Below are 17,302 nucleotides of genomic sequence, written 5' to 3' on the forward strand. Positions count from 1 at the left end.
CCTGCTGCTTGGCATACTGGGCGGATCACCCTCGACGAAGAGAGCAACGATGCCCCGCACCCTGCCTGTCCTAGCCCTCGCCGGTCTTGTCCTCACCGCCTCGCTCGCGGCGGTCGCACCCGCCCACGCCGCACCGGGACAGGGGAGAGCGCCCTCGCCGGCGTCGACTTGCGCCCTTGACGACGGGCGCACCACGCTGACCATCCCGTCGGGCGGACTGGACCGCACCGTCGTCGTGCATGTCCCGGAGTCCGCGGGCACGCGGGCAGCGCCCCTGGTCCTCGATCTCCACGGCAGCAACAGCACACCGGCGGAGCAGCTGACGCGGTCGCAGCTGGACCGCACGGCGGACCGCGAGGGCTTCATCGTCGCCGCACCGCAGGGCGCCCTCCCGGCAGCGGCGGGCTTCGTCTGGAACGTGCCGAACACCGCGACGGACGTCGCGGGAGCGCCCGACGACGAGGCCTTTCTCCAGGACGTCATCGACACGCTCGTCGACGCGGGCTGCGTGGACGAGCGCCGCGTGTACGCGGCAGGCTATTCGGGCGGCGGGCGCATGGTGTCCCAGTTCGCGTGTGACAACCCGACAGCCGTGGCGGCGATCGCGCCCGTCGCCGGCCTGCGGGCGGGTGCCCCGCTCGCCGTCGACGGCGGTCTCGCGCCCGATCCGGCAACCTGCGCGCCGGGCGACGGCGTCCCGGTCATCACGTTCAACGGCACCGCCGACCCGGTCAACCCGTTCGTCGGGGGAGGAGCGGCGTACTGGGGGTACGGGGCACTTGCGGCGTCCGAGCGCTGGGCGGACCTCAACGGGTGCCACACGGTGAAGGAATCACGCGTCAGTGAGAACGTCACGCTGACCGACCACCGCGGCTGCCCCGGCAACGCCGCAGTCCGCCAGTACGTCATCGCCGGGGGAGGGCACACCTGGCCCGGCGGCAATGCTGCCGCGTTCCCGGGAGCGGGCGTGACGACGACGGAGATCAGCGCCAACGACCTCATGTGGGACTTCTTCGAGCAGCGTCGCACCCGCTGACACGCAGGGAGGGCTCCGGGACAGAACGTCCCGGAGCCCGATGCTGGTTTCGGGCGCTGTAGCCGGGGGTTGTGGTCGTTACGACGACTCGCTAGCGTGAAGTGCTCGAACTGACGTCACCGGAGTCCGCGGCCACACGCCGAGATGCACCGCCGCGAAGCTCTCGGTATTGCTGATGCGACGACGGAGGAGACTATGCGGAACACGACGAACCGGATGCTGCTCGGCCTGGTGATCTGCCTGTCCCTCTCGGGCGCCGCCCTGGTACTTTCGCTCCCGGCGGTCTTCGGGCCGCATGAGCCCTACCAGGCCTGGTTGGCCATGATCCTGGGAGGCGTGACCGCGGTCCTCGCGGTCGCCGTGATCCTGATGCGTCCACCGAGACGCGGCGTGAACCACTAGATCGCCGAAGGGGCCCTGCGCACTCCGCGCAGGGCCCCTTCCTCACGTCAGGGCAGCCCCCGCTCGCGCCGAGGTCAGGGGGCCGGAGGCCGCGCGACGAGGAGCTCGCCGGTGCCGTCGAGGTCGAGCGGGCCCTCCCCCGCCGGTACCAGCCACGTGCTGCCGCGCGGGGCTTCCCGGCCGGACAGGGTCACCGGTCCGTCACTGACCACCAGAACCGCGAAGCCCGGATCGAGCCGGGCCGGGCCGTCCACGGGCCGGCGCTCCAGCCGGAAGAACGCGTCCGCGCCGGACGGGAAGGCGGAGCCCGACGGCGGTGACGGGCGCACCAGCCCGCCGAGCGCTTCGCGGGGCAGCGCCGTCCGGTCGACCGCCGTCAGGGCCACGCCGAAGCCGAGCCCCAGATGCCCGTCCGCCGTTCCGTCGAGGGCGAAGTCCCGCCATTCCAGCAGGATCGAGAGGTCCTCCGGCTGCTGCAGTTCGAGCAGCAGAACGCCCTCTCCGATGGCATGCAGCACCCCCGGCGGGACGAACACCACATCGCCGGGGGCCACGTCCACCTGGTGCAGCAGGCCGAGGAGCGCATCGACGTCCTGAGCCTCCACGAGTGCCGCCAGCTCGTCGTCACCGACGCTCCGCACCAGTCCGAGGTGCACGGTGCCGCCGGTGAGGATGTACCAGGCCTCGGCCTTGCCGTGGCGGTGGCCGAGGTGCTCCGCCGCGAAGGCATCGTCGGGATGCGCGTGGACCGGGAGCCGCTGACCGGCGTCGAGCAGTTTGACCAGGAGCCGCACGTCCGCGCCCCAGCGCGCCGCGTGATCCGATCCCAGCCAATATCCGGGATCGGCCGTGACGGCGTCCCGCAGGAGCCGGCCGTCGGCGAGGCGCGTCAGGCCGAGGCCCTGCTCACCGAAGATCGTGGTGGTGGACCCGATCCAGTCCTCCGGCTCGAATGCTGCGTCCGACGCCTCGCCGCGGAAGGACGAGATCTGCGCCCCGCCGCGGTAGAAGCGCTCGGGCGGGCGGTTGGACGGCAGCCGTTCGATCATGGTTGCGGTTCCCGCACGGGTGCGTGGACCACCAGGAAGCCACCCACGAAGCTGTCACCGAGCCCGATGGTGGTGGGCGTCGCGGTGTCGATGCGGTAGGCGGGCACTCCCGCCGCTCCGGTGATCATCCGTTCCACGCCCTCCACCACGTCCTCGCCGCGCGCGCTGCGCGAGAGGAGCGCCGTCGCCTCGAAGTCGGACTCCGTGAAGCCGTCGCCCAGGCGGAAGCGGGTGGCCGCCATCTGCACGGCGCTGGCCACCGCGTCGCGGTGCCCGGCGGCGGCCGGGCCCACGGCGATGGCCCAGTGCTGCGTGTGCACCAGCAGGGCAGGGACCGGGATGAGGCGATGCGCCGCGAGGAGCGCGGCGGCGACATCGGCCGGGTCCAGCAGGTCCACGGGTCGGTCCACGTACTCCTGCAGTTCGTCCTCGTTCATCCCGTACACGTCGATGCGCTGGAGCAGGTGCGCCCAGATGCGTTCGGCGAACCGCCTCACGTAGAAACCCGCGTCCTCGTAGTACACGAGGGCGTCCGCCGGCAGGTGCTCCAGGGCGGCGTCGAGGTCGGTGAGCCGGCGTTCGAGCAGGGCCTCGTCCTGCATGGTGTTGAACCCCGAGACCAGGAAGGCCCTCGCCTCGGTGAGGGCGTCCCCCAGTTCGGGGGCGATGGCCATGCTGCGGTTCGGCGGATCATTGGCGAAGATCAGGCGGTTCGACGACGGCGAGACGATCTCGCCGTCGTCGAACCGGATGACGGTGCCGGATGGGTACTGCACGATCAGATGCGGGTCCAGGGTGTCCCCGGTGGCCGAGCTGACCCAGGAGATGGACGCCGGCATGAGCCGGCGCACGTGGTCGTCGATGCTGACGAGGTGCTGGACGCTGGGGATGCCGAGCCGGTCCAGGGCTATCCCGGCCCGGACCCCCGTGCCGCCCAGCGTGATCTCCGTGGTGAAGCGGTCCGCGAACTGCTTGACCACCTCGGAGGACTCCACGAAGCGCTCGCCACCGGCGCCGTCGAGCACGAAGGCGAGGATGGTGACCACCAGGGAGCGTTCGTCCACGATCGGTGCCATGGTGGTGAGCTCCGCGCGCCGGATGCCGTACTGCACGGCCAGCGCGCCGAGGACCTCCGCGTCCCAGCGCACCTCGTAGTCGACGGTTCCGCCGAGTCCGAGGACGAGCGTGGTTCCCATGGCACCGATCCTTTCCTGCCGACCTGCGCCGGCGTCCGTCACCTCTGTCTGACCTCTGTCTGCCTCCTGCCAGCATGGTCCCGCGGGCAGGCCTCAGTACAGCTTGGCCTTGCCGTCCGCGCCGAAGAGGTCGATCTTCTCGGCTGCCGTGACCTTCAGGGCGGCGATGGCCTCGGGCTGGATGGCGTTCGGCTCGCGGAGGCGCTCGTCCGTGCCCAGGATGCGCCGCATGGCTTTGTGGTAGGAGACCTTGATGTCGCTGGAGATGTTGATCTTGTTGATGCCGAGGCTCACCGCACGCGACAGCTCGCTGTCCGGGTTCGCCGACCCACCGTGGAGCACGAGGGGGATGCCCACGGCGGCCTTGATCTCCTCGAGGAGGTCGTGCCGCAGCTCCGGGTTCTTCTCCGCCGGGTACAGGCCGTGGGAGGTGCCGATGGCGATCGCCAGGCTGTCCACGCCGGTCTCCTTGACGAAGCGGACGGCGTCGTCGGTGTTCGTGTAGATGATCTCCGCCGCACCGGACTCGCCGTAGCTGTCATTGGCGCCGATGGTGCCGAGCTCGCCCTCCACCTGGATGCCCACGGCGTGCGCTGCCTCGACGACCTTGCGGGTCAGGGCCACGTTCTCGTCGAAGGGGAGCAGTGAGGCGTCGATCATCACGGAGGTGAAGCCGGCCTGGATGGCCGTGATCATCTGCTCGTAGGTTCCACCGTGGTCCCAGTGGATGGCCACCGGGACGCTGGAGCGGTGGGCGCGGCTGCGCATGGCGGCCACGAGGTCGGTGCGGATGTGGGAGACCTCGTCCGGGTGGATGGCGATGATGACCGGCGCCTCCTTCTCCTCGCTGATGTCCATGACGCCGTTGAACATGGCCCAGTCGCTGATGTTGAACGCGGGGATGGCGAAGGTGTGTTCGTTGGCGATGTCGAGGATGGACCTACCGGTGTACAGCACTGTGATTCTCCTTGTTTAGATGACGTGCGAGGGGTGGTGTGGGGTCAGCTCTTGACGGAGCCGGCGGTCAGGCCGCTGATGAAGAAGCGCTGCAGGACCAGGAAGAGGATCAGCACCGGGATGGACCCGAGGATGCTCATCGCCATGATCTGGTTCCACTCGTACGAGTGCTGGCCCATGAGCAGCTGGATACCGATCGGGACGGTGCGCATCTCCGTGGTGCGGGTGAGCGTGAGGGCGAAGAGGTACTCGTTCCAGGCGATCATGAACGTGTAGATGCCGACCGAGACGATCCCGGGGATCGAGATGGGGACCAGCACGCGCCACAGGGCGGTGAGCGACCCGGCGCCATCCACCCGGACGGCCTCGTCCAGCTCGCGGGGCAGCGTGTTCATGTAGCCGGTCATCATGATGATCGCGTAGGGCAGCGTGAACACCATGTAGGTGAAGATCAGCCCCGGGTAGGTGTTGTAGAGGCCGAGGGCCACCACCAGGCCGAAGTACGGGATGAGCAGGGTGATGGGCGGGACGGCCTGCACGCTGATGATCACCACGTTCAGCACGCGCTTGCCGCGGAACTCGAAGCGGCTGAACGCGTAGGCGGCGTGGATGGCCACCAGCAGCGTCAGGATGGTGACGGCGCCGGCCACGAGGTAGCTGTTGAAGAAGAACCGCAGCGTCTCGGAGTTGGTGAGGATCGCGGCGTAGGCGTCGAACGAGAACGTGTCCGTGATGAGCCGGGGTGGCAGCTCGAAGATCTCGGTGTTGGACTTGAACGAGCTGGACAGCATCCAGAGCACGGGACCCGCGGCGAAGACGGCTCCGAGGACGAGTCCCGCCAGGACCCCGGACTTCGCCAGGAGGGTGCGGCGTTGCGTGGTGATCGCCATGTCAATCCCTTGCTTTCTGGTGGCGGACGTAGAGGACGGCCAGGACCAGCGACATCAGCAGGATCAGCACCGCGGCGGTCGCGGCGAGGGAGAAGTCGTAGTTGGCGAAGGCGAGCTTGTAGGTGTAGGTGCTGAGCATCTCGGTGACGTCGATGGGACCGCCGCCGGTGGTCAGCCAGATCAGCGCGAACTGCTGGGAGGTCCAGATCAGGTCCAGGAGCAGGAGACTGATGATGATGGGGCGGAGCTGGGGGATGGTCACGTTCCAGAAGCGCTGCACCTGGCTGGCGCCGTCGATGCTCGCCGCTTCGTGGAGGTCCTGGGGGATGCCCTGCAGGCCCGCCAGGAGGCTGACCATGAAGAACGGGTAGCCGGCCCAGATGTTGATGAAGGTCACCGTGCCGAGGGCGAGCTGCGGATCGGCGAGCCACTCCACGTCCGTGTTCAGCAGGAAGTTCACGATCCCGTTGGGGGACAGGAGCATGCGCCACAGGACGGCGATGACGGCCGCGGTGAACAGCCAGGGCAGCACGTACAGGGCCCGGAAGATGGCGCGGGAGGTGACGCTGATCAGTGGGCTGTTCAGCAGCATCGCGAAGGTGAGGCCGAGCACCAGGTGCACGGCGACGCTGACGGTGGAGAAGAAGACGGTGTTCCCGGTGGCCTTCCAGAAGGCCGGATCCGTCAGCACCGTGACGTAGTTGTCCGCGCCGGCGAACTCGGAGGACGACTTCAGGATCACGTTGTCCTGGAAGGAGTAGCCGATCACCATCACGATCGGGACGATCATGAGGACGAACAGCAGGATCAGAGTGGGGGCGAGGAAGCCGTAGGACTCGCCGGCGCGGCGCAGCTGGCGGCGCTTGCGGGGAGGAGCTCCCTGGAGGAGCGTCTGGGGATCGGGTGGGGTGACGGTGCGGAGGCTCATGGGAGTGACCTTTGTGGGGGATCGGGCACCGCGCGGGGGCAGCGGTGCCCGATCCGGTTCGGGGGAGGACCTAGAACTCGCCTTCCCATTCCGTCTGCGCCTTCTCGAGCGCTTCGGAGAGGGACTGCTGGCCGTCGAAGGCGGACTGCAGCTGGGCGCCGAGCTGGCGCATCAGCTCCTCTGCCACGGGGAGCCCGACGAACTCGTTGGCGGGGTAGCCCGCCTGGTAGATGTCGAAGGCGGTCTTGAACAGCTCGTCGTCCTCGACGAACTCGGGGACGGAGCCGGTGTTGCCGGGGAAGGCGTTCGCCATGGTGGAGAGCTCGGAGTTCGTGTCCTCGCTCATGAGGAAGGAGACCAGCTTGGCGGCGGCGTCCTTGTTCTCGGAGTTCTCGGCGACGCCGATGCCCCACGAGGCGTAGGGGATGCCGCGCTCGCCGGTGTAGTCGTCGGCGGCGGGGACCGCGGAGATGGAGAACTTCAGGTCCGGGTTGGTCTCCCGGATCAGGTTGATGTGGGCGAGGGAGTCGATCATCATGCCGACGCGGCCGTTGGTGAACTCCTCCACCTTGTCCTGTTCCTTCATGGTGAAGCTGCCCGGGGCGATCACGCCGTCGTCCCACATGCCGCCGATGAAGTCGACCGCGGAGGTGACGTCGTCATTGGTGAGGTCCGGCTGGCCGTCCTTCAGCATGGTGCCGCCCGAGGCCCAGGCCCAGGACATGACGTCGTTCTGGACGCCGTTGGGTGCTTCCAGGGAGAGGGGGAGGACCCAGCCGGAGGCGTCGCCGTCGAGGTCGGAGATGCTCTTGGCGGCATCGGAGAACTCCGTGCGGGTCTCCGGGGGTGCGCTGACGCCCGCCTGGGACAGGAGGTCGTCATTGGTGAACATCGGGTAGACGAAGTTGACCACGGGGACCATGTACGTGCTGTCGTCGACCTTCACCTGGCTCACGAGCTGGCTGTCGTCGAATCCGGCGTCCTCGAGGAGGGGGGTGAGATCGGCGATGACGCCCTGCTCGGCGAAGTCGCTGACCCACGCGCCGTCCAGGCCGACGACGTCGGGCATGGTGCCCGAGGCCGCACCGGCGAAGAGCTGCTCCTTCGTGGAGGCGTAGGGGCCGCTGACGAGGTCCACGGTGATACCGGGGTTCTCCTCCTCGAACGTGTCGATCAGGGAGCGGAACTCGCCGTCGGGAAGCTCGGGCTCCCACCACTGGGCGAACTCGATGGTGACGTCGCCGCCGGCCTCCTCGGACGCCGATCCGCCCGAACCGCAGGCCGTGAGTGCGATGATCGAGGCGGCGGTGGTGGCAATGCCGGTGAGCAGTGTTGCGCGGGAACGCGTGCGCCGATGGGTGGACATCAGGTCTCCTCGTTGAGATGGTGCGATATTTCGCTTGATTCTGCCGTTTCTTGCTGTTTCCTTCTTGAGTGTGCGCGCTGTCACACGGCGCCGTCAAGAGTTTCCGGGAGAAAGACGCGTTAAACGGCAGACCCACCGGCAGATTTGCCGCAAGGATGTGCTGTTATGTGCTGTTTCCCGTGCCGTCGGGGCCCCGATGTGTTACAGATGAAGACATGACATCGCAAGAACTGCAGCGCGTCCGCCAGCTCCCTGCTGGGCGGAAGGCCGATCTTGCGTCCTACGTGGACGAGGTGGGCCGCGTGACCGTCGCCGACCTCGCAGCCCACTTCAACGTCTCCATCGACACCATCCGCCGGGACCTCGACCAGCTGGACCGCGAGAACATCCTCATCCGGACCCACGGCGGTGCGGTCAGCACATCGGAGCGGGCCGGGCGGGACCGGGAGATCGATGTGCGCCTGAGCATGCAGGCGGCCGAGAAGGAGGCGATCGCGCAGTTGGCGGTCGACCTGGTGACGGACGGGTCCGTCCTCATGATCAATGCGGGGACCACGAGCCTCGCCGTGGCCCGGGCACTCCGGAACCACCGCAACCTGACGATCGCCACCAACAACCTGCGCATCCCCGCGGAGATCTCACCGACGGTGTTCCGTGACCTCTACATGTTCGGCGGAGCCGTGCGCACGCTCACCCAGGCGACGACCGGCCCGGTCACCCTCGGGATGAGCGGCAGCACGCCCGAGGTGGACATCCGCTGCGACATGGCGCTGATCGCCGTCGGCGCGGTGGACGGATCGGGCTGCTCGACCTCGAACCTCGGCGACGCCGCCATGATGGCCGAGATGATCAGCCGGGCCGAGCGGACGGCCATCCTCGCCGACTCCACGAAGCTCGACCGGCGGCTCTTCGCGCAGATCGTCCCGCTCGAGGGGGCCGACTACCTGGTGACCGACCGGGCGCCGTCGTCCGGACTGGCCGCGGCGCTGGACGCCGCGGGCGTGACGGTCCTGGTGCCCGAGGGGGAGTGAACCGCCGGGCGGATCAGGCCTTGCCCGCCGAGAAGGCCGCGCGGAGTTGCGCCCCGATGAAGCGCCGGGCGGCGTGCGCGTCCTCGATGATCCCGCCCATGAACACGAAGGGGTGCACCTGGCCGGCGAAGCGGACCGTCGTCACCCTCGTGCCGGCCGCCGCCATGGCCCGCGCGTACTCCTCGCCCTGATCGCGCAGCGGGTCGCACTCGGCGGTGACCACGGTGGCGGACGGCAGGCCGGCCAGGTCCGTGGCGTGTGCGGGTGAGAGCCGCGGATCGGTGCGGTCGGCGGTACCGGCGTACTGGCTGTAGAAGTACCCGAGATCGCGCGTGGTGAGGAAGTGGCCGTCGGCGAACTCCCGGTAGCTGCCCGAATCTCCGGCGAGGAGGTCGGTCACGGGGTAGATGAGCACCTGGTGCACCAGGCGCGGTGTGTGGTCGCGGAGCTGCTGGGCGGTCACCGCGGCGAGGTTGCCGCCTGCGCTGTCGCCCGCGACAGCCACCCGCCGCGGGTCGATGGCCCAGGGCGATTGCCCGGTGAGCAGGGCCCGGGTCACGGCCAGCGTGTCCTCGAGGGCGCCGGGGAAGGGGACCTCCGGGGCCCGGCGGTAGTCGACGCTGATGACCACCGCCTGGGCGTGGACGGCAAGGGCCCGGCACGTGCTGTCCGCGATCTCGACGTCGCCGAGGACCCACCCGCCGCCGTGGAGGTACACGACCGCCGGCTGTCCGCCCTCACCGACGGACGGAGTGTAGACACGCACCGGCACGCCCGCGAGCGTCGCATCGACGACGGAGGCCAGCTCCGCCTTGTCCCCGGTCAGGGGGAGGGCGTTGACGAGATCGGCCCGATTCTGCTCGGCGGTCTGCGTGTCGAGGGGAGGGGCGTCGACGAGCAGATCGAGGAATCGCTGCGCATCGGGGTGGACCGGCATGGTGGCTCCTTGGGAGGGTCGGTAGCGGAGGGTGGGCGCCCGACGGCGAAGCCGGCCCCCGCGCTCCCCGAGCCTAGCCCGGCCGGCGTCGTCGTGCCCGTCCTCGGGCCGACACGCGAAAGCCCCGACCCGCGGGTGACGACCGGCGGATCGGGGCTTTCGTGCGAGGGTCAGACCCGTTCGGCGAGCTTCCGCTCGCGCATGGCCTTCTCGTCGCGCCCCACCGAGTACATGAAGGCGATGGCGAGCAGGACGCACGCCAGGATGAGGACGAACGTGGTGTCCCACCCGAAGTTGTGCACCGACAGGCCGATGCCCGTGGAGGCCAGCGTGGCCCCGAGGACGTAGCCGAAGAGACCCGTGAAGCCTGCGGCCGTTCCCGCCACCTTGCGCGGGCTGAGGTCGAGGGCCTGCAGGCCGATGAGCATCACCGGTCCGTAGATGAGCCCGCCGATGACCACCAGTGCGGCGTAGGAGACCCCGATGGGCCACTCGACCGGTGACAGCCAGTACACCAGGACGGCCAGGAAGACGCCGATCAGGAAGGTGATGCCCGCGGGGGAGCGGCGGCCGCGGAACACCCGGTCACTGATGTAGCCGCACAGGAGGGTGCCCGGGATGCCCGCGAGTTCGAAGAGGGAGAAACCGGCGATCCCCTCGCCGAGGCTCGCGCCGCGCTCGTCCGCGAGGTACACCGGGGCCCACACGAGTACGCCGTACCGCAGCGTGTAGACGAAGACATTGGCCAGCGCGAGCTTCACCATGGTGGCGTTCCGGATGACGTAGCGGTTGACGGTCTCCCAGGTCGAGGCGCTCTCGTCGGCGGCGTCGGACTCCACCGGCGCGGGATCGTTCCTGAACTCCTCGATGGGCGGCAGGCCCTCGGACTCCGGGGTGTCGCGCAGGAGGACGAAGGCGATGCCCGCGATCACGAGGCAGACGATGCCGGGGAACCAGAAGGCGGCCTGCCAGTTGCCGAAGGTGGCCAGGGCCAGGCCCGCGAGGGCGCCGGAGCCGGCACCGCCGATGTTGTGGGCGACATTCCAGAGCGCCGTCTTGGAGCCGCGCTCCGACGTCGAGAACCAGTGGACGAGGGTGCGCCCGGAGGGAGGCCACCCCATCCCCTGCACGAAGCCGTTGAAGATCATGACGACGGCGAAGAACGCGACGCTCGCGCCGATCCCCGGCATGAACCCGATGAAGAGGTTGGCGACCGCGGAGAGGGCCAGGCCGATGGGCAGGAAGAGCCGCGCGCTGCTGCGGTCGCTGACGATCGCGCTCAGGAACTTGCTCAGGCCGTAGGCCACGAGGACCGCGTTGGTGATGATGCCGAGGCCCAGGGTGGTGAAGCCTTCCTCGTCGCGCAGGATCGTCGCGACGAGCGGGACGTTGTTGCGGACGAGGTAGTAGCCGGCGTACCCGATGAAGATGCCCAGGAACACCTGGAGGCGGAGCTTCGGGTAGCGCTTCGCGACGGTGGTGTCGTCGAGGCGTTCGGCGGGTGGGGGCGCGGCGAGGAACCTCATGAGTCCCTTGTCGGCCCAGGTGCCACTGGTCGTGGATCGCGTCATGGTTCCTGTCTTTCGGTGATGCTGCGCGAGTGGTGCAGGCGTGGGGCGGTGCGGGGTGGTCAGTCCTCGGCCGGGAGCAGCCAGGCGCGGTCCTGTTCGAAGGACACGCGGACGAAGGTGCCGGGGTCCAGGATGTCCCCCGGTGCGGGGTCGTAGATCACGGCCGTGACATTGCCGCCGACGGTCTCGATCTCGTACTCGACCCAGGCCCCGTAGAAGACGGACTTGAGGACGCGTCCGTCCTTGCCGGACACCTCGCGGGCGTCCGGTGCCGGGGCCAGGACGACGGACTCGGGCCGGACCATCAGGCAGACGGGGCTGCCGGGTCCGATCCCGTCATGGGCGGGGACCGTGTAGGTGGCACCGAGGGCCCGGACCGTGGCGCGGGCGCCGTCGGCCTCCCTGGTCAGCTGCTCGATCGACGTGTCGAGGAAGTTCGCGCGGCCGATGAAGTCGGCGACGAACACCGACGCCGGCTTCCGGTACACGGTCTCCGGCGTGGCCACCTGCTCGATCCGGCCCTGGCGCATCACGACGATCCGGTCGGAGAGGCTCATCGCCTCGTCCTGGTCGTGCGTGACGTAGACGCTGGTGATCCCGAGCTTGTGCTGGAGCGCCCGGATCTCGGTGCGCATCTGGACGCGGAGCTTGGCGTCGAGGTTGGACAGCGGTTCGTCGAACAGCAGGACCTTGGGCTTCATCACCATGGCGCGGGCGAGGGCCACCCGCTGCTGCTGGCCGCCGGAGAGCTGGTTGGGAGCCCGGTCCGCGAGTTTGGTCAGGCTCATGGAAGCCAGTGCGAACTCCACCTCCTCCTGGACCCGCTTCCTGGGCAGCTTCTGCAGGCGCAGGCCGTAGGCCACGTTGTCGAAGACGCTCATGTGCGGGAACAGGGCGTAGGACTGGAACACCATCGCCATGGGCCGCTTGTCCGGGGTGAGCGACACCATGTCCTCGCCGTCGAGGGTCAGCGATCCGTGGGAGGGCGTCTCGAAGCCCGCGATCATGCGCAGGGTGGTGGTCTTACCGCACCCGGACGGACCGAGCAGGGTGAGGAACTCGCCCGGCCGGATGTCGAGGTCGATACCGGCGACCGCCGGCTCGGCGCTGACGCCGCCGGGGTACTGCTTCACGAGGTTGTCGAGGTGCAGGCTGCCCGAGGGACGCGCCTGCACGGGGGTGCCGCTGCTGGAACTGGTGCTGGTGGTGGTTGCCATGGGGGTTCTCCGTGTTCTACGGCAGGTGGGAGGAGTCAGTTGACGCGCGCGGGAGCGCGGCGGTCCCGGATCAGGAGGTTCATCAGCCCGATCACCCCGAGCACGATCGCGATGAGGATGGTGCAGTAGGCGAAGGCGTTGCCGAACCGGCCGGAATCGACCTCGGACAGGATCTGCGAGGTCATGATCTTCGTCTGCGGCGTGGTGATGAAGATGATCGGGGAGAGGGTGGTCATGGCCCGGGCGAAGGCGTAGGTCAGCCCGGAGAGCAGTGCGGGGCGGATCAGCGGCAGGGTGATGCTGCGGAAGGTCCGCAGGCCGGATGCCCCCAGGGAGGTGGACGCCTCGTCGATCGCCGGATCGATCTGCTGCAGCGCGGCGATCCCCGAGCGCTGCCCGGACGGCATGGAGCGGATGACGTAGACCATCACGATGGCCAGGGCGCCGCCGAAGATGGCGCCGCCCCCGGCCAGTGCCGGCAGCAGCTGGATGTTGCCGATGATGAAGGGCTTGTTGAAGGCCAGGGCGTACCCGATGCCGAGCACGGTGCCCGGCACGGCCAGGCCCAGCATGCCCAGGAAGTCCAGGGCGCCGCGGCCCCGCCGGACCTTCCGGACCACGAGCCAGGCCAGGACCATCCCGAGGACACCGGCCACCGGGGTGGCGATCAGCGCGAGGATGGTGGTGGTGAACATGGCGTCCGACCCGATGCCCGAGAGCACGTACCGGTAGTTCGCGAGCGTGAACGTGTTGTTGACCCCGAGGATCGCGGTGAAGGCACCCACGAAGACGGTGACGTAGATGGCCACGATCAGGGCCGCGATCGCGAGGACCACCGTGAGCAGTGGGATCCGGGCCAGGGGCGAGCGCAGCAGGGTGATGTTGCCGGACGGTTTGCCGGTCACCGACACCACGCTGCGCCGCTCGGCCCAGTAGCGCTGCACGAGGAAGACGAGGAGCCCCGGCAGCAGGAGGACCAGGGAGTACGCCGCGCCGCTCGCGACGTCGTACTCGCCCGTGATGGCGATGTAGGCGCGGGATGACAGGACCGTGAAGTCGCCGCCGATCACGAGGGGGTTCGCCAGGTCGGCGATCGCCTCGACGAAGAGCAGCAGGAAGCAGCTCGCGAATCCCGGGATCAGCATGGGGATGGTGACGCTGCGGAAGATCTTCCAGCGGTTGGCGCCGAGGCTGGACGCGGCCTCGTCCGTGGCGGGGTCCAGGCTGCGCAGCATGCCGAGGAGGTTCATGTACGCCACCGGGAAGAAGGACAGGGACAGCACCAGGGTCAGGCCGGTGAGCCCGTAGATGTTGTAGTCCAGGCCCAGCATCTTGTTGGTGACGAGCCCGCTCCGCCCGAAGAGGGTGATGACGGCGGTGGCGACCGCGAAGGGCGGCGAGACGATGGGCAGGAGCGCGATCAGGTGGAGCAGCTTCTTGCCCCGGAAGTCGAGCCTGGCCTGCGCGTAGGCGAAGGCGAAACCGATCGCCGTGCCGACCGCGCCCACGAGCACGCCCAGCACCACGGTGTTCAGCAGCACCGCCCGGTTGGCCGATGAGGTGGCGATGTTCCGCAGCGTCTCGAGGCCCTCCGCGCCGAACGCCTGGGTCAGGATCCGCACCAGCGGATAGCCGATGAGGATCGCGAGGATGAGGACGACGGCGGTGATCACCAGCTTGGTGACGGTGTCCATCCTCGCCCCGCCCTGGCGGGACCCTCTGCGGGGTGGCGGGGCGGCCGGCAGGGCGGCGGCGGGGAGCGTGTCGAGGCTCACGGGGAACTCCTTCGGGCGGGGGAGGGTTGCGGTCGGCGGGAGGGTGCCGGCTACTCGCGGGGCTGGGCCGCGATCTCCTCGTCGAAGCGCGTGGTGAGTTCCTTCTTGGCGGCGGCAGCGGCCTCGAAGTCGTAGTCCACGAGGTTGGTGGTCTCGAGATCGATCATGCGGTCGTCCTGCACCGACTCGGGATTGGTGAGCACCTGGTAGGAGCCCACCGTGGGGCCGATGTCCTGGGCCTCGGGGGTGAGCGACCAGTCGATGTAGGCCTTCGCCGCCGCGAGGTTGTCCGTGCCCTTCACGATCCCCACGCCGCCCACCTCGTAGCCGGTGCCCTCCTCGGGCAGGGAGACCTCGAGGTCGTTCATGCCCGCTTCCTTGTACTTGACGCAGTCGTGGGTGAACACCAGGCCCACCGCCACCTCACCGCGTCCGGCCGCCTGGCCGGGTGCAGTGCCGCTCTTGGAGTACTGCAGGACGTTGTTGTGGAGTCCGCGCATGTAGTCGAACGCGGCGTCCTCGTCGCCCCCGGCCAGGGTGACCTGTGTCCACAGGGTGGTGAACGCGGTGCCCGAGGTCGAGGGGTGGGCCGTCGACACCTGGCCCTTGAGCTCGGGGACCAGCAGGTCCGACCACGCCGTCGGCACGTCGACGCCGAGGGCGTCGAGCTTCGCCTGGTTGGAGCAGAAGCCGAGGGCTCCGACATAGACGCCTGTCCAGTAGTCGTCCTCGTCCCGGTACTTCTCGGGGATCTGGGCCGCGTTGGGGGACTCGTACTGCTCCAGCAGCCCGGCGGCGGAAGCCGTGCCGTAGCCGTCGGCGGGACCGCCGTGCCACACGTCGAACTCGGGTGAGTCCTTGGCCGCCTCGAGGCGGGCCACCGTCTCGCCGGAGGAGAGCCGGACGAAGTCCGTCTGGACACCCGTCTTCTCGGTGAAGGCGGTGGTCATGGCCTGGCACCAGTCCTCCATGGCCCCACAGGCCACGGTGAGCGTGCCGCCGAGTTCGCCGTCCGCCGATGCCTGCTGGGTGTCGTCGACCACGCAGCCGGAGAGTCCGAGGGTGGCGGAACCGAGGAGGGCCGCGGTGAGCGCTGCGGTGCGCTTCATGGGCTTGCCTTTCGTGGGGGGAAGCGTCGTCGCTGCCCGTCGGTCACCCGGAAGCCGGGTGGAGGATGCACGTTCACCGTATCGACCGGCCAGGGGCCGCAACGGTGACGACGGTCACGCTCGGTCACAGCCCTGTGACCTTCACCCCCGGCTACGCCTCAGTCGCGGCCAGGGTGGGGAAGCTCGTAACCGACACCCCGGACGGCCCGGATGGCCCGCGGCATCCCCTCGCCATGCAGCGCCTTGCGCACGCGGTACAGCGCCGTCTTCAGCATCTCGCGGCCTCCCGGGCCCTCGTCGATCTGCCACCCGGACAGGAGGAGGTCGCGGAAGGAGACGGGTTGGCCCTGGGCGCTCGCGAGCCGCCGCAGGAGCCTGAGCTCCAGGGCGGAGAGGTGCAGGTAGCGTCCGTGGACGGTCGCGGCGTCCTGCCCCACGCGCAGCGGCCCGTGCACCAGTTCCACCGGCGCGGGCGCGACGGCGGTGCGGCGGACGATCGCCTCGGCGCGCAGGGCGAGCTCGCGCGGGTGGAAGGGCTTGGTCACGTAATCGTCCGCCCCGGCCTCGAGCCCGGCGATCCGGTCCTGCACACCGCTCTTCGCCGTGAGCAGGAGGACGGGCACCGCGCTCACCTCCCGGATGCGGCGGCACAGCGAGAGACCGGAGGACTGCGGGAGCATGACGTCCAGCACCACGAGATCGAACCGGCGGTTCCGGAAGAGGCCCCACGCGGACTCGGCGTCCTTCGCGGAGACGCTCGCGAAGCCCTGGGTCTCGAGGGCGAACGTGACGATGTCCAGCATCTGCGGTTCGTCGTCGACCACCAGGGCGAGGTGTGGGTGCTCCATCACCGGGCGGCCGCCACCGGCCGGGGGAGGGCCGTGCCCGGCGTCCGCTCCGGCAGGCTGAACAGCATGGTGGTCCCGCGCCCCGGCGTGCTGTCGACGAAGACGTCGCCCCCGTGCATCTGGACGATCTGCCGCGTGATCACCAGCCCGAGTCCCGTGCCGTCCTGGAGGGGGCGGCCGCTGGCGAAGCGGGTGAACAGCTCCCGTCGCTGGGCCTCCGCCATGCCCTCGCCGTCGTCACTGACGGAAATGAGCACCTGGTCGTCGGCCCGGACGATCCGCACGGTGATGAGGCTGGCGTTGGCGGCGTGGGCCACCGCGTTGTTGATCAGGTTGGTCATGGCCTGCCGGATCAGGGCGTCGTCGGCCCATGCCCTCGGTGGGGCGCCCGGGCAGTCCAGTGCGAACTGGATCGGATGGAGCTGGCGCAGCTCGGCGATCACGGTGGAGGCCAGCGTGCGCAGGTTGACCCGGTGGAGGTGGAGTTCGAACATCCCGGCGTCGATGCGCGCCTGGGTCAGCAGGTCCTCGGCGAGGGCGATCACCGCGTGGCAGTTGCCGCTGATGGTCGTGACGAACCGGGCCTGGCTGTCGGTCAGCGGACCCGGCGAGCGCTCGCCGAGGAGGTCCGCCGCGCCGCGGATCAGCGCGAGGGGGGTACGGATCTCATGGCTCACCACGGAGATCTGGTCCGCGTTGCGCTGCGCGATGCTGCGCAGGCGGCTGATCTCGGCGCGGTCCGAGAGCCAGGAGCGCACGATCAGGAACAGCGCGATCATGGACCCGATGGCCAGGGTGTCGAAGGTGAGGGCGGCGAGGGTGTCACCGGACGGCAGGACGGCGCTCGCGAGGAAGAGGCCTGCGAGGAGGACGAAGAACGCCGCGGCCGCACTCCGGACCACCACGGGCAGCGGCATCCGCCACACCAGGAAGAGGCCGAGTGCGGCCCCTGCGGCGGAGCAGTAGTAGAGCCAGGTCACGTTAGCAGTG

16 protein-coding genes are annotated in these 17,302 nt (G+C 69.3%); 3 read left to right on the forward strand and 13 right to left on the reverse strand.

Going from position 1 to position 17,302, the window contains the following annotated elements:
• Positions 1 to 49 precede the first annotated feature (49 nt).
• Together NVV32_RS00975 and NVV32_RS00980 are read left to right on the forward strand one after the other, a co-directional pair.
• Positions 50 to 1,036, forward strand: a complete 987-nt coding sequence (locus tag NVV32_RS00975) for an alpha/beta hydrolase family esterase (protein WP_422391052.1) — start codon at positions 50 to 52, stop codon at positions 1,034 to 1,036.
• Between the two features lie 195 nt (positions 1,037 to 1,231).
• The gene (locus NVV32_RS00980; RefSeq protein WP_422391053.1) at positions 1,232 to 1,438 is read left to right on the forward strand and encodes a hypothetical protein; all 207 of its coding nucleotides are present in this window, start codon (positions 1,232 to 1,234) and stop codon (positions 1,436 to 1,438) included.
• A 74-nt stretch (positions 1,439 to 1,512) separates the two neighbouring features.
• Here NVV32_RS00980 and NVV32_RS00985 read toward each other — a convergent pair whose 3' ends face one another.
• The 6 genes from NVV32_RS00985 to NVV32_RS01010 form a co-directional block, all read right to left on the reverse strand.
• Positions 1,513 to 2,487, reverse strand: coding sequence for a class I mannose-6-phosphate isomerase (locus tag NVV32_RS00985; RefSeq protein ID WP_422391054.1), 975 nt, complete (start codon positions 2,485 to 2,487; stop codon positions 1,513 to 1,515).
• On the reverse strand, positions 2,484 to 3,683 hold the full coding sequence (locus tag NVV32_RS00990; protein ID WP_422391055.1) for an ADP-dependent glucokinase/phosphofructokinase: 1,200 nt from the start codon (positions 3,681 to 3,683) through the stop codon (positions 2,484 to 2,486). The genes NVV32_RS00985 and NVV32_RS00990 overlap by 4 nt, the downstream gene beginning before the upstream one ends.
• 93 nt (positions 3,684 to 3,776) lie before the next feature.
• Positions 3,777 to 4,640: a ketose-bisphosphate aldolase gene (locus NVV32_RS00995; RefSeq protein WP_055765696.1), complete on the reverse strand. Its 864-nt coding sequence runs from the start codon at positions 4,638 to 4,640 to the stop codon at positions 3,777 to 3,779.
• 44 nt (positions 4,641 to 4,684) lie between these two features.
• Positions 4,685 to 5,530, reverse strand: coding sequence for a carbohydrate ABC transporter permease (locus NVV32_RS01000; RefSeq protein WP_055765693.1), 846 nt, complete (start codon positions 5,528 to 5,530; stop codon positions 4,685 to 4,687).
• A 1-nt stretch (position 5,531) separates the two neighbouring features.
• Positions 5,532 to 6,458 carry a carbohydrate ABC transporter permease gene (locus NVV32_RS01005; protein ID WP_152816012.1) on the reverse strand — a complete coding sequence of 309 codons (927 nt, stop codon included), beginning with the start codon at positions 6,456 to 6,458 and terminating at the stop codon, positions 5,532 to 5,534.
• Between the two features lie 70 nt (positions 6,459 to 6,528).
• Positions 6,529 to 7,824 carry an ABC transporter substrate-binding protein gene (locus NVV32_RS01010; RefSeq protein ID WP_422391056.1) on the reverse strand — a complete coding sequence of 432 codons (1,296 nt, stop codon included), beginning with the start codon at positions 7,822 to 7,824 and terminating at the stop codon, positions 6,529 to 6,531.
• 215 nt (positions 7,825 to 8,039) lie between these two features.
• Here NVV32_RS01010 and NVV32_RS01015 point away from each other — a divergent pair, with 215 nt between their 5' ends.
• Positions 8,040 to 8,855: a DeoR/GlpR family DNA-binding transcription regulator gene (locus NVV32_RS01015; protein ID WP_055765682.1), complete on the forward strand. Its 816-nt coding sequence runs from the start codon at positions 8,040 to 8,042 to the stop codon at positions 8,853 to 8,855.
• Positions 8,856 to 8,868: 13 nt separating this feature from the next.
• On the opposite strand, the gene NVV32_RS01020 is transcribed toward NVV32_RS01015, so the two are convergent.
• The 7 genes from NVV32_RS01020 to NVV32_RS01050 all read right to left on the reverse strand — a co-directional run bounded on the left by NVV32_RS01020 (position 8,869) and on the right by NVV32_RS01050 (position 17,292).
• A complete protein-coding gene (locus NVV32_RS01020) occupies positions 8,869 to 9,792 on the reverse strand; it encodes an alpha/beta hydrolase (protein ID WP_422391057.1) in 924 nt (307 codons plus the stop codon).
• Positions 9,793 to 9,962: 170 nt separating this feature from the next.
• A complete protein-coding gene (locus NVV32_RS01025) occupies positions 9,963 to 11,363 on the reverse strand; it encodes an MFS transporter (RefSeq protein WP_422391058.1) in 1,401 nt (466 codons plus the stop codon).
• A gap of 59 nt (positions 11,364 to 11,422) precedes the next feature.
• On the reverse strand, positions 11,423 to 12,580 hold the full coding sequence (locus NVV32_RS01030) for an ABC transporter ATP-binding protein (protein ID WP_422391059.1): 1,158 nt from the start codon (positions 12,578 to 12,580) through the stop codon (positions 11,423 to 11,425).
• A gap of 35 nt (positions 12,581 to 12,615) precedes the next feature.
• Positions 12,616 to 14,355 carry an ABC transporter permease gene (locus NVV32_RS01035; RefSeq protein ID WP_422391060.1) on the reverse strand — a complete coding sequence of 580 codons (1,740 nt, stop codon included), beginning with the start codon at positions 14,353 to 14,355 and terminating at the stop codon, positions 12,616 to 12,618.
• Between the two features lie 50 nt (positions 14,356 to 14,405).
• Positions 14,406 to 15,464: an ABC transporter substrate-binding protein gene (locus NVV32_RS01040; protein WP_422391061.1), complete on the reverse strand. Its 1,059-nt coding sequence runs from the start codon at positions 15,462 to 15,464 to the stop codon at positions 14,406 to 14,408.
• A 158-nt stretch (positions 15,465 to 15,622) separates the two neighbouring features.
• Positions 15,623 to 16,312, reverse strand: coding sequence for a response regulator transcription factor (locus NVV32_RS01045; protein WP_422391062.1), 690 nt, complete (start codon positions 16,310 to 16,312; stop codon positions 15,623 to 15,625).
• Entirely contained in the window at positions 16,312 to 17,292 is a 981-nt protein-coding gene (locus NVV32_RS01050) for a sensor histidine kinase (protein ID WP_422391063.1), read from the reverse strand. Before NVV32_RS01050 ends, NVV32_RS01045 begins: the two co-directional genes overlap by 1 nt.
• Positions 17,293 to 17,302 lie beyond the last annotated feature (10 nt).

It is taken from the genome of Arthrobacter sp. N1, from assembly GCF_048288285.1.
Lineage (GTDB): Bacteria > Actinomycetota > Actinomycetes > Actinomycetales > Micrococcaceae > Arthrobacter_D.

Bases quoted from the DNA above. Each gene is read 5' to 3' on its own strand.
- NVV32_RS01020 (WP_422391057.1), bottom strand. From the start codon at position 9,792: ATGCCGGTCCACCCCGATGCGCAGCGATTCCTCGATCTGCTCGTCGAC.
- NVV32_RS01005 (WP_152816012.1), bottom strand. From the start codon at position 6,458: ATGAGCCTCCGCACCGTCACCCCACCCGATCCCCAGACGCTCCTCCAG.
- NVV32_RS01000 (WP_055765693.1), bottom strand. From the start codon at position 5,530: ATGGCGATCACCACGCAACGCCGCACCCTCCTGGCGAAGTCCGGGGTC.
- NVV32_RS00990 (WP_422391055.1), bottom strand. From the start codon at position 3,683: ATGGGAACCACGCTCGTCCTCGGACTCGGCGGAACCGTCGACTACGAG.
- NVV32_RS01030 (WP_422391059.1), bottom strand. From the start codon at position 12,580: ATGGCAACCACCACCAGCACCAGTTCCAGCAGCGGCACCCCCGTGCAG.
- NVV32_RS00980 (WP_422391053.1), top strand. From the start codon at position 1,232: ATGCGGAACACGACGAACCGGATGCTGCTCGGCCTGGTGATCTGCCTG.
- NVV32_RS01010 (WP_422391056.1), bottom strand. From the start codon at position 7,824: ATGTCCACCCATCGGCGCACGCGTTCCCGCGCAACACTGCTCACCGGC.
- NVV32_RS00985 (WP_422391054.1), bottom strand. From the start codon at position 2,487: ATGATCGAACGGCTGCCGTCCAACCGCCCGCCCGAGCGCTTCTACCGC.
- NVV32_RS01025 (WP_422391058.1), bottom strand. From the start codon at position 11,363: ATGACGCGATCCACGACCAGTGGCACCTGGGCCGACAAGGGACTCATG.
- NVV32_RS01040 (WP_422391061.1), bottom strand. From the start codon at position 15,464: ATGAAGCGCACCGCAGCGCTCACCGCGGCCCTCCTCGGTTCCGCCACC.
- NVV32_RS01045 (WP_422391062.1), bottom strand. From the start codon at position 16,312: ATGGAGCACCCACACCTCGCCCTGGTGGTCGACGACGAACCGCAGATG.
- NVV32_RS00975 (WP_422391052.1), top strand. From the start codon at position 50: ATGCCCCGCACCCTGCCTGTCCTAGCCCTCGCCGGTCTTGTCCTCACC.
- NVV32_RS01015 (WP_055765682.1), top strand. From the start codon at position 8,040: ATGACATCGCAAGAACTGCAGCGCGTCCGCCAGCTCCCTGCTGGGCGG.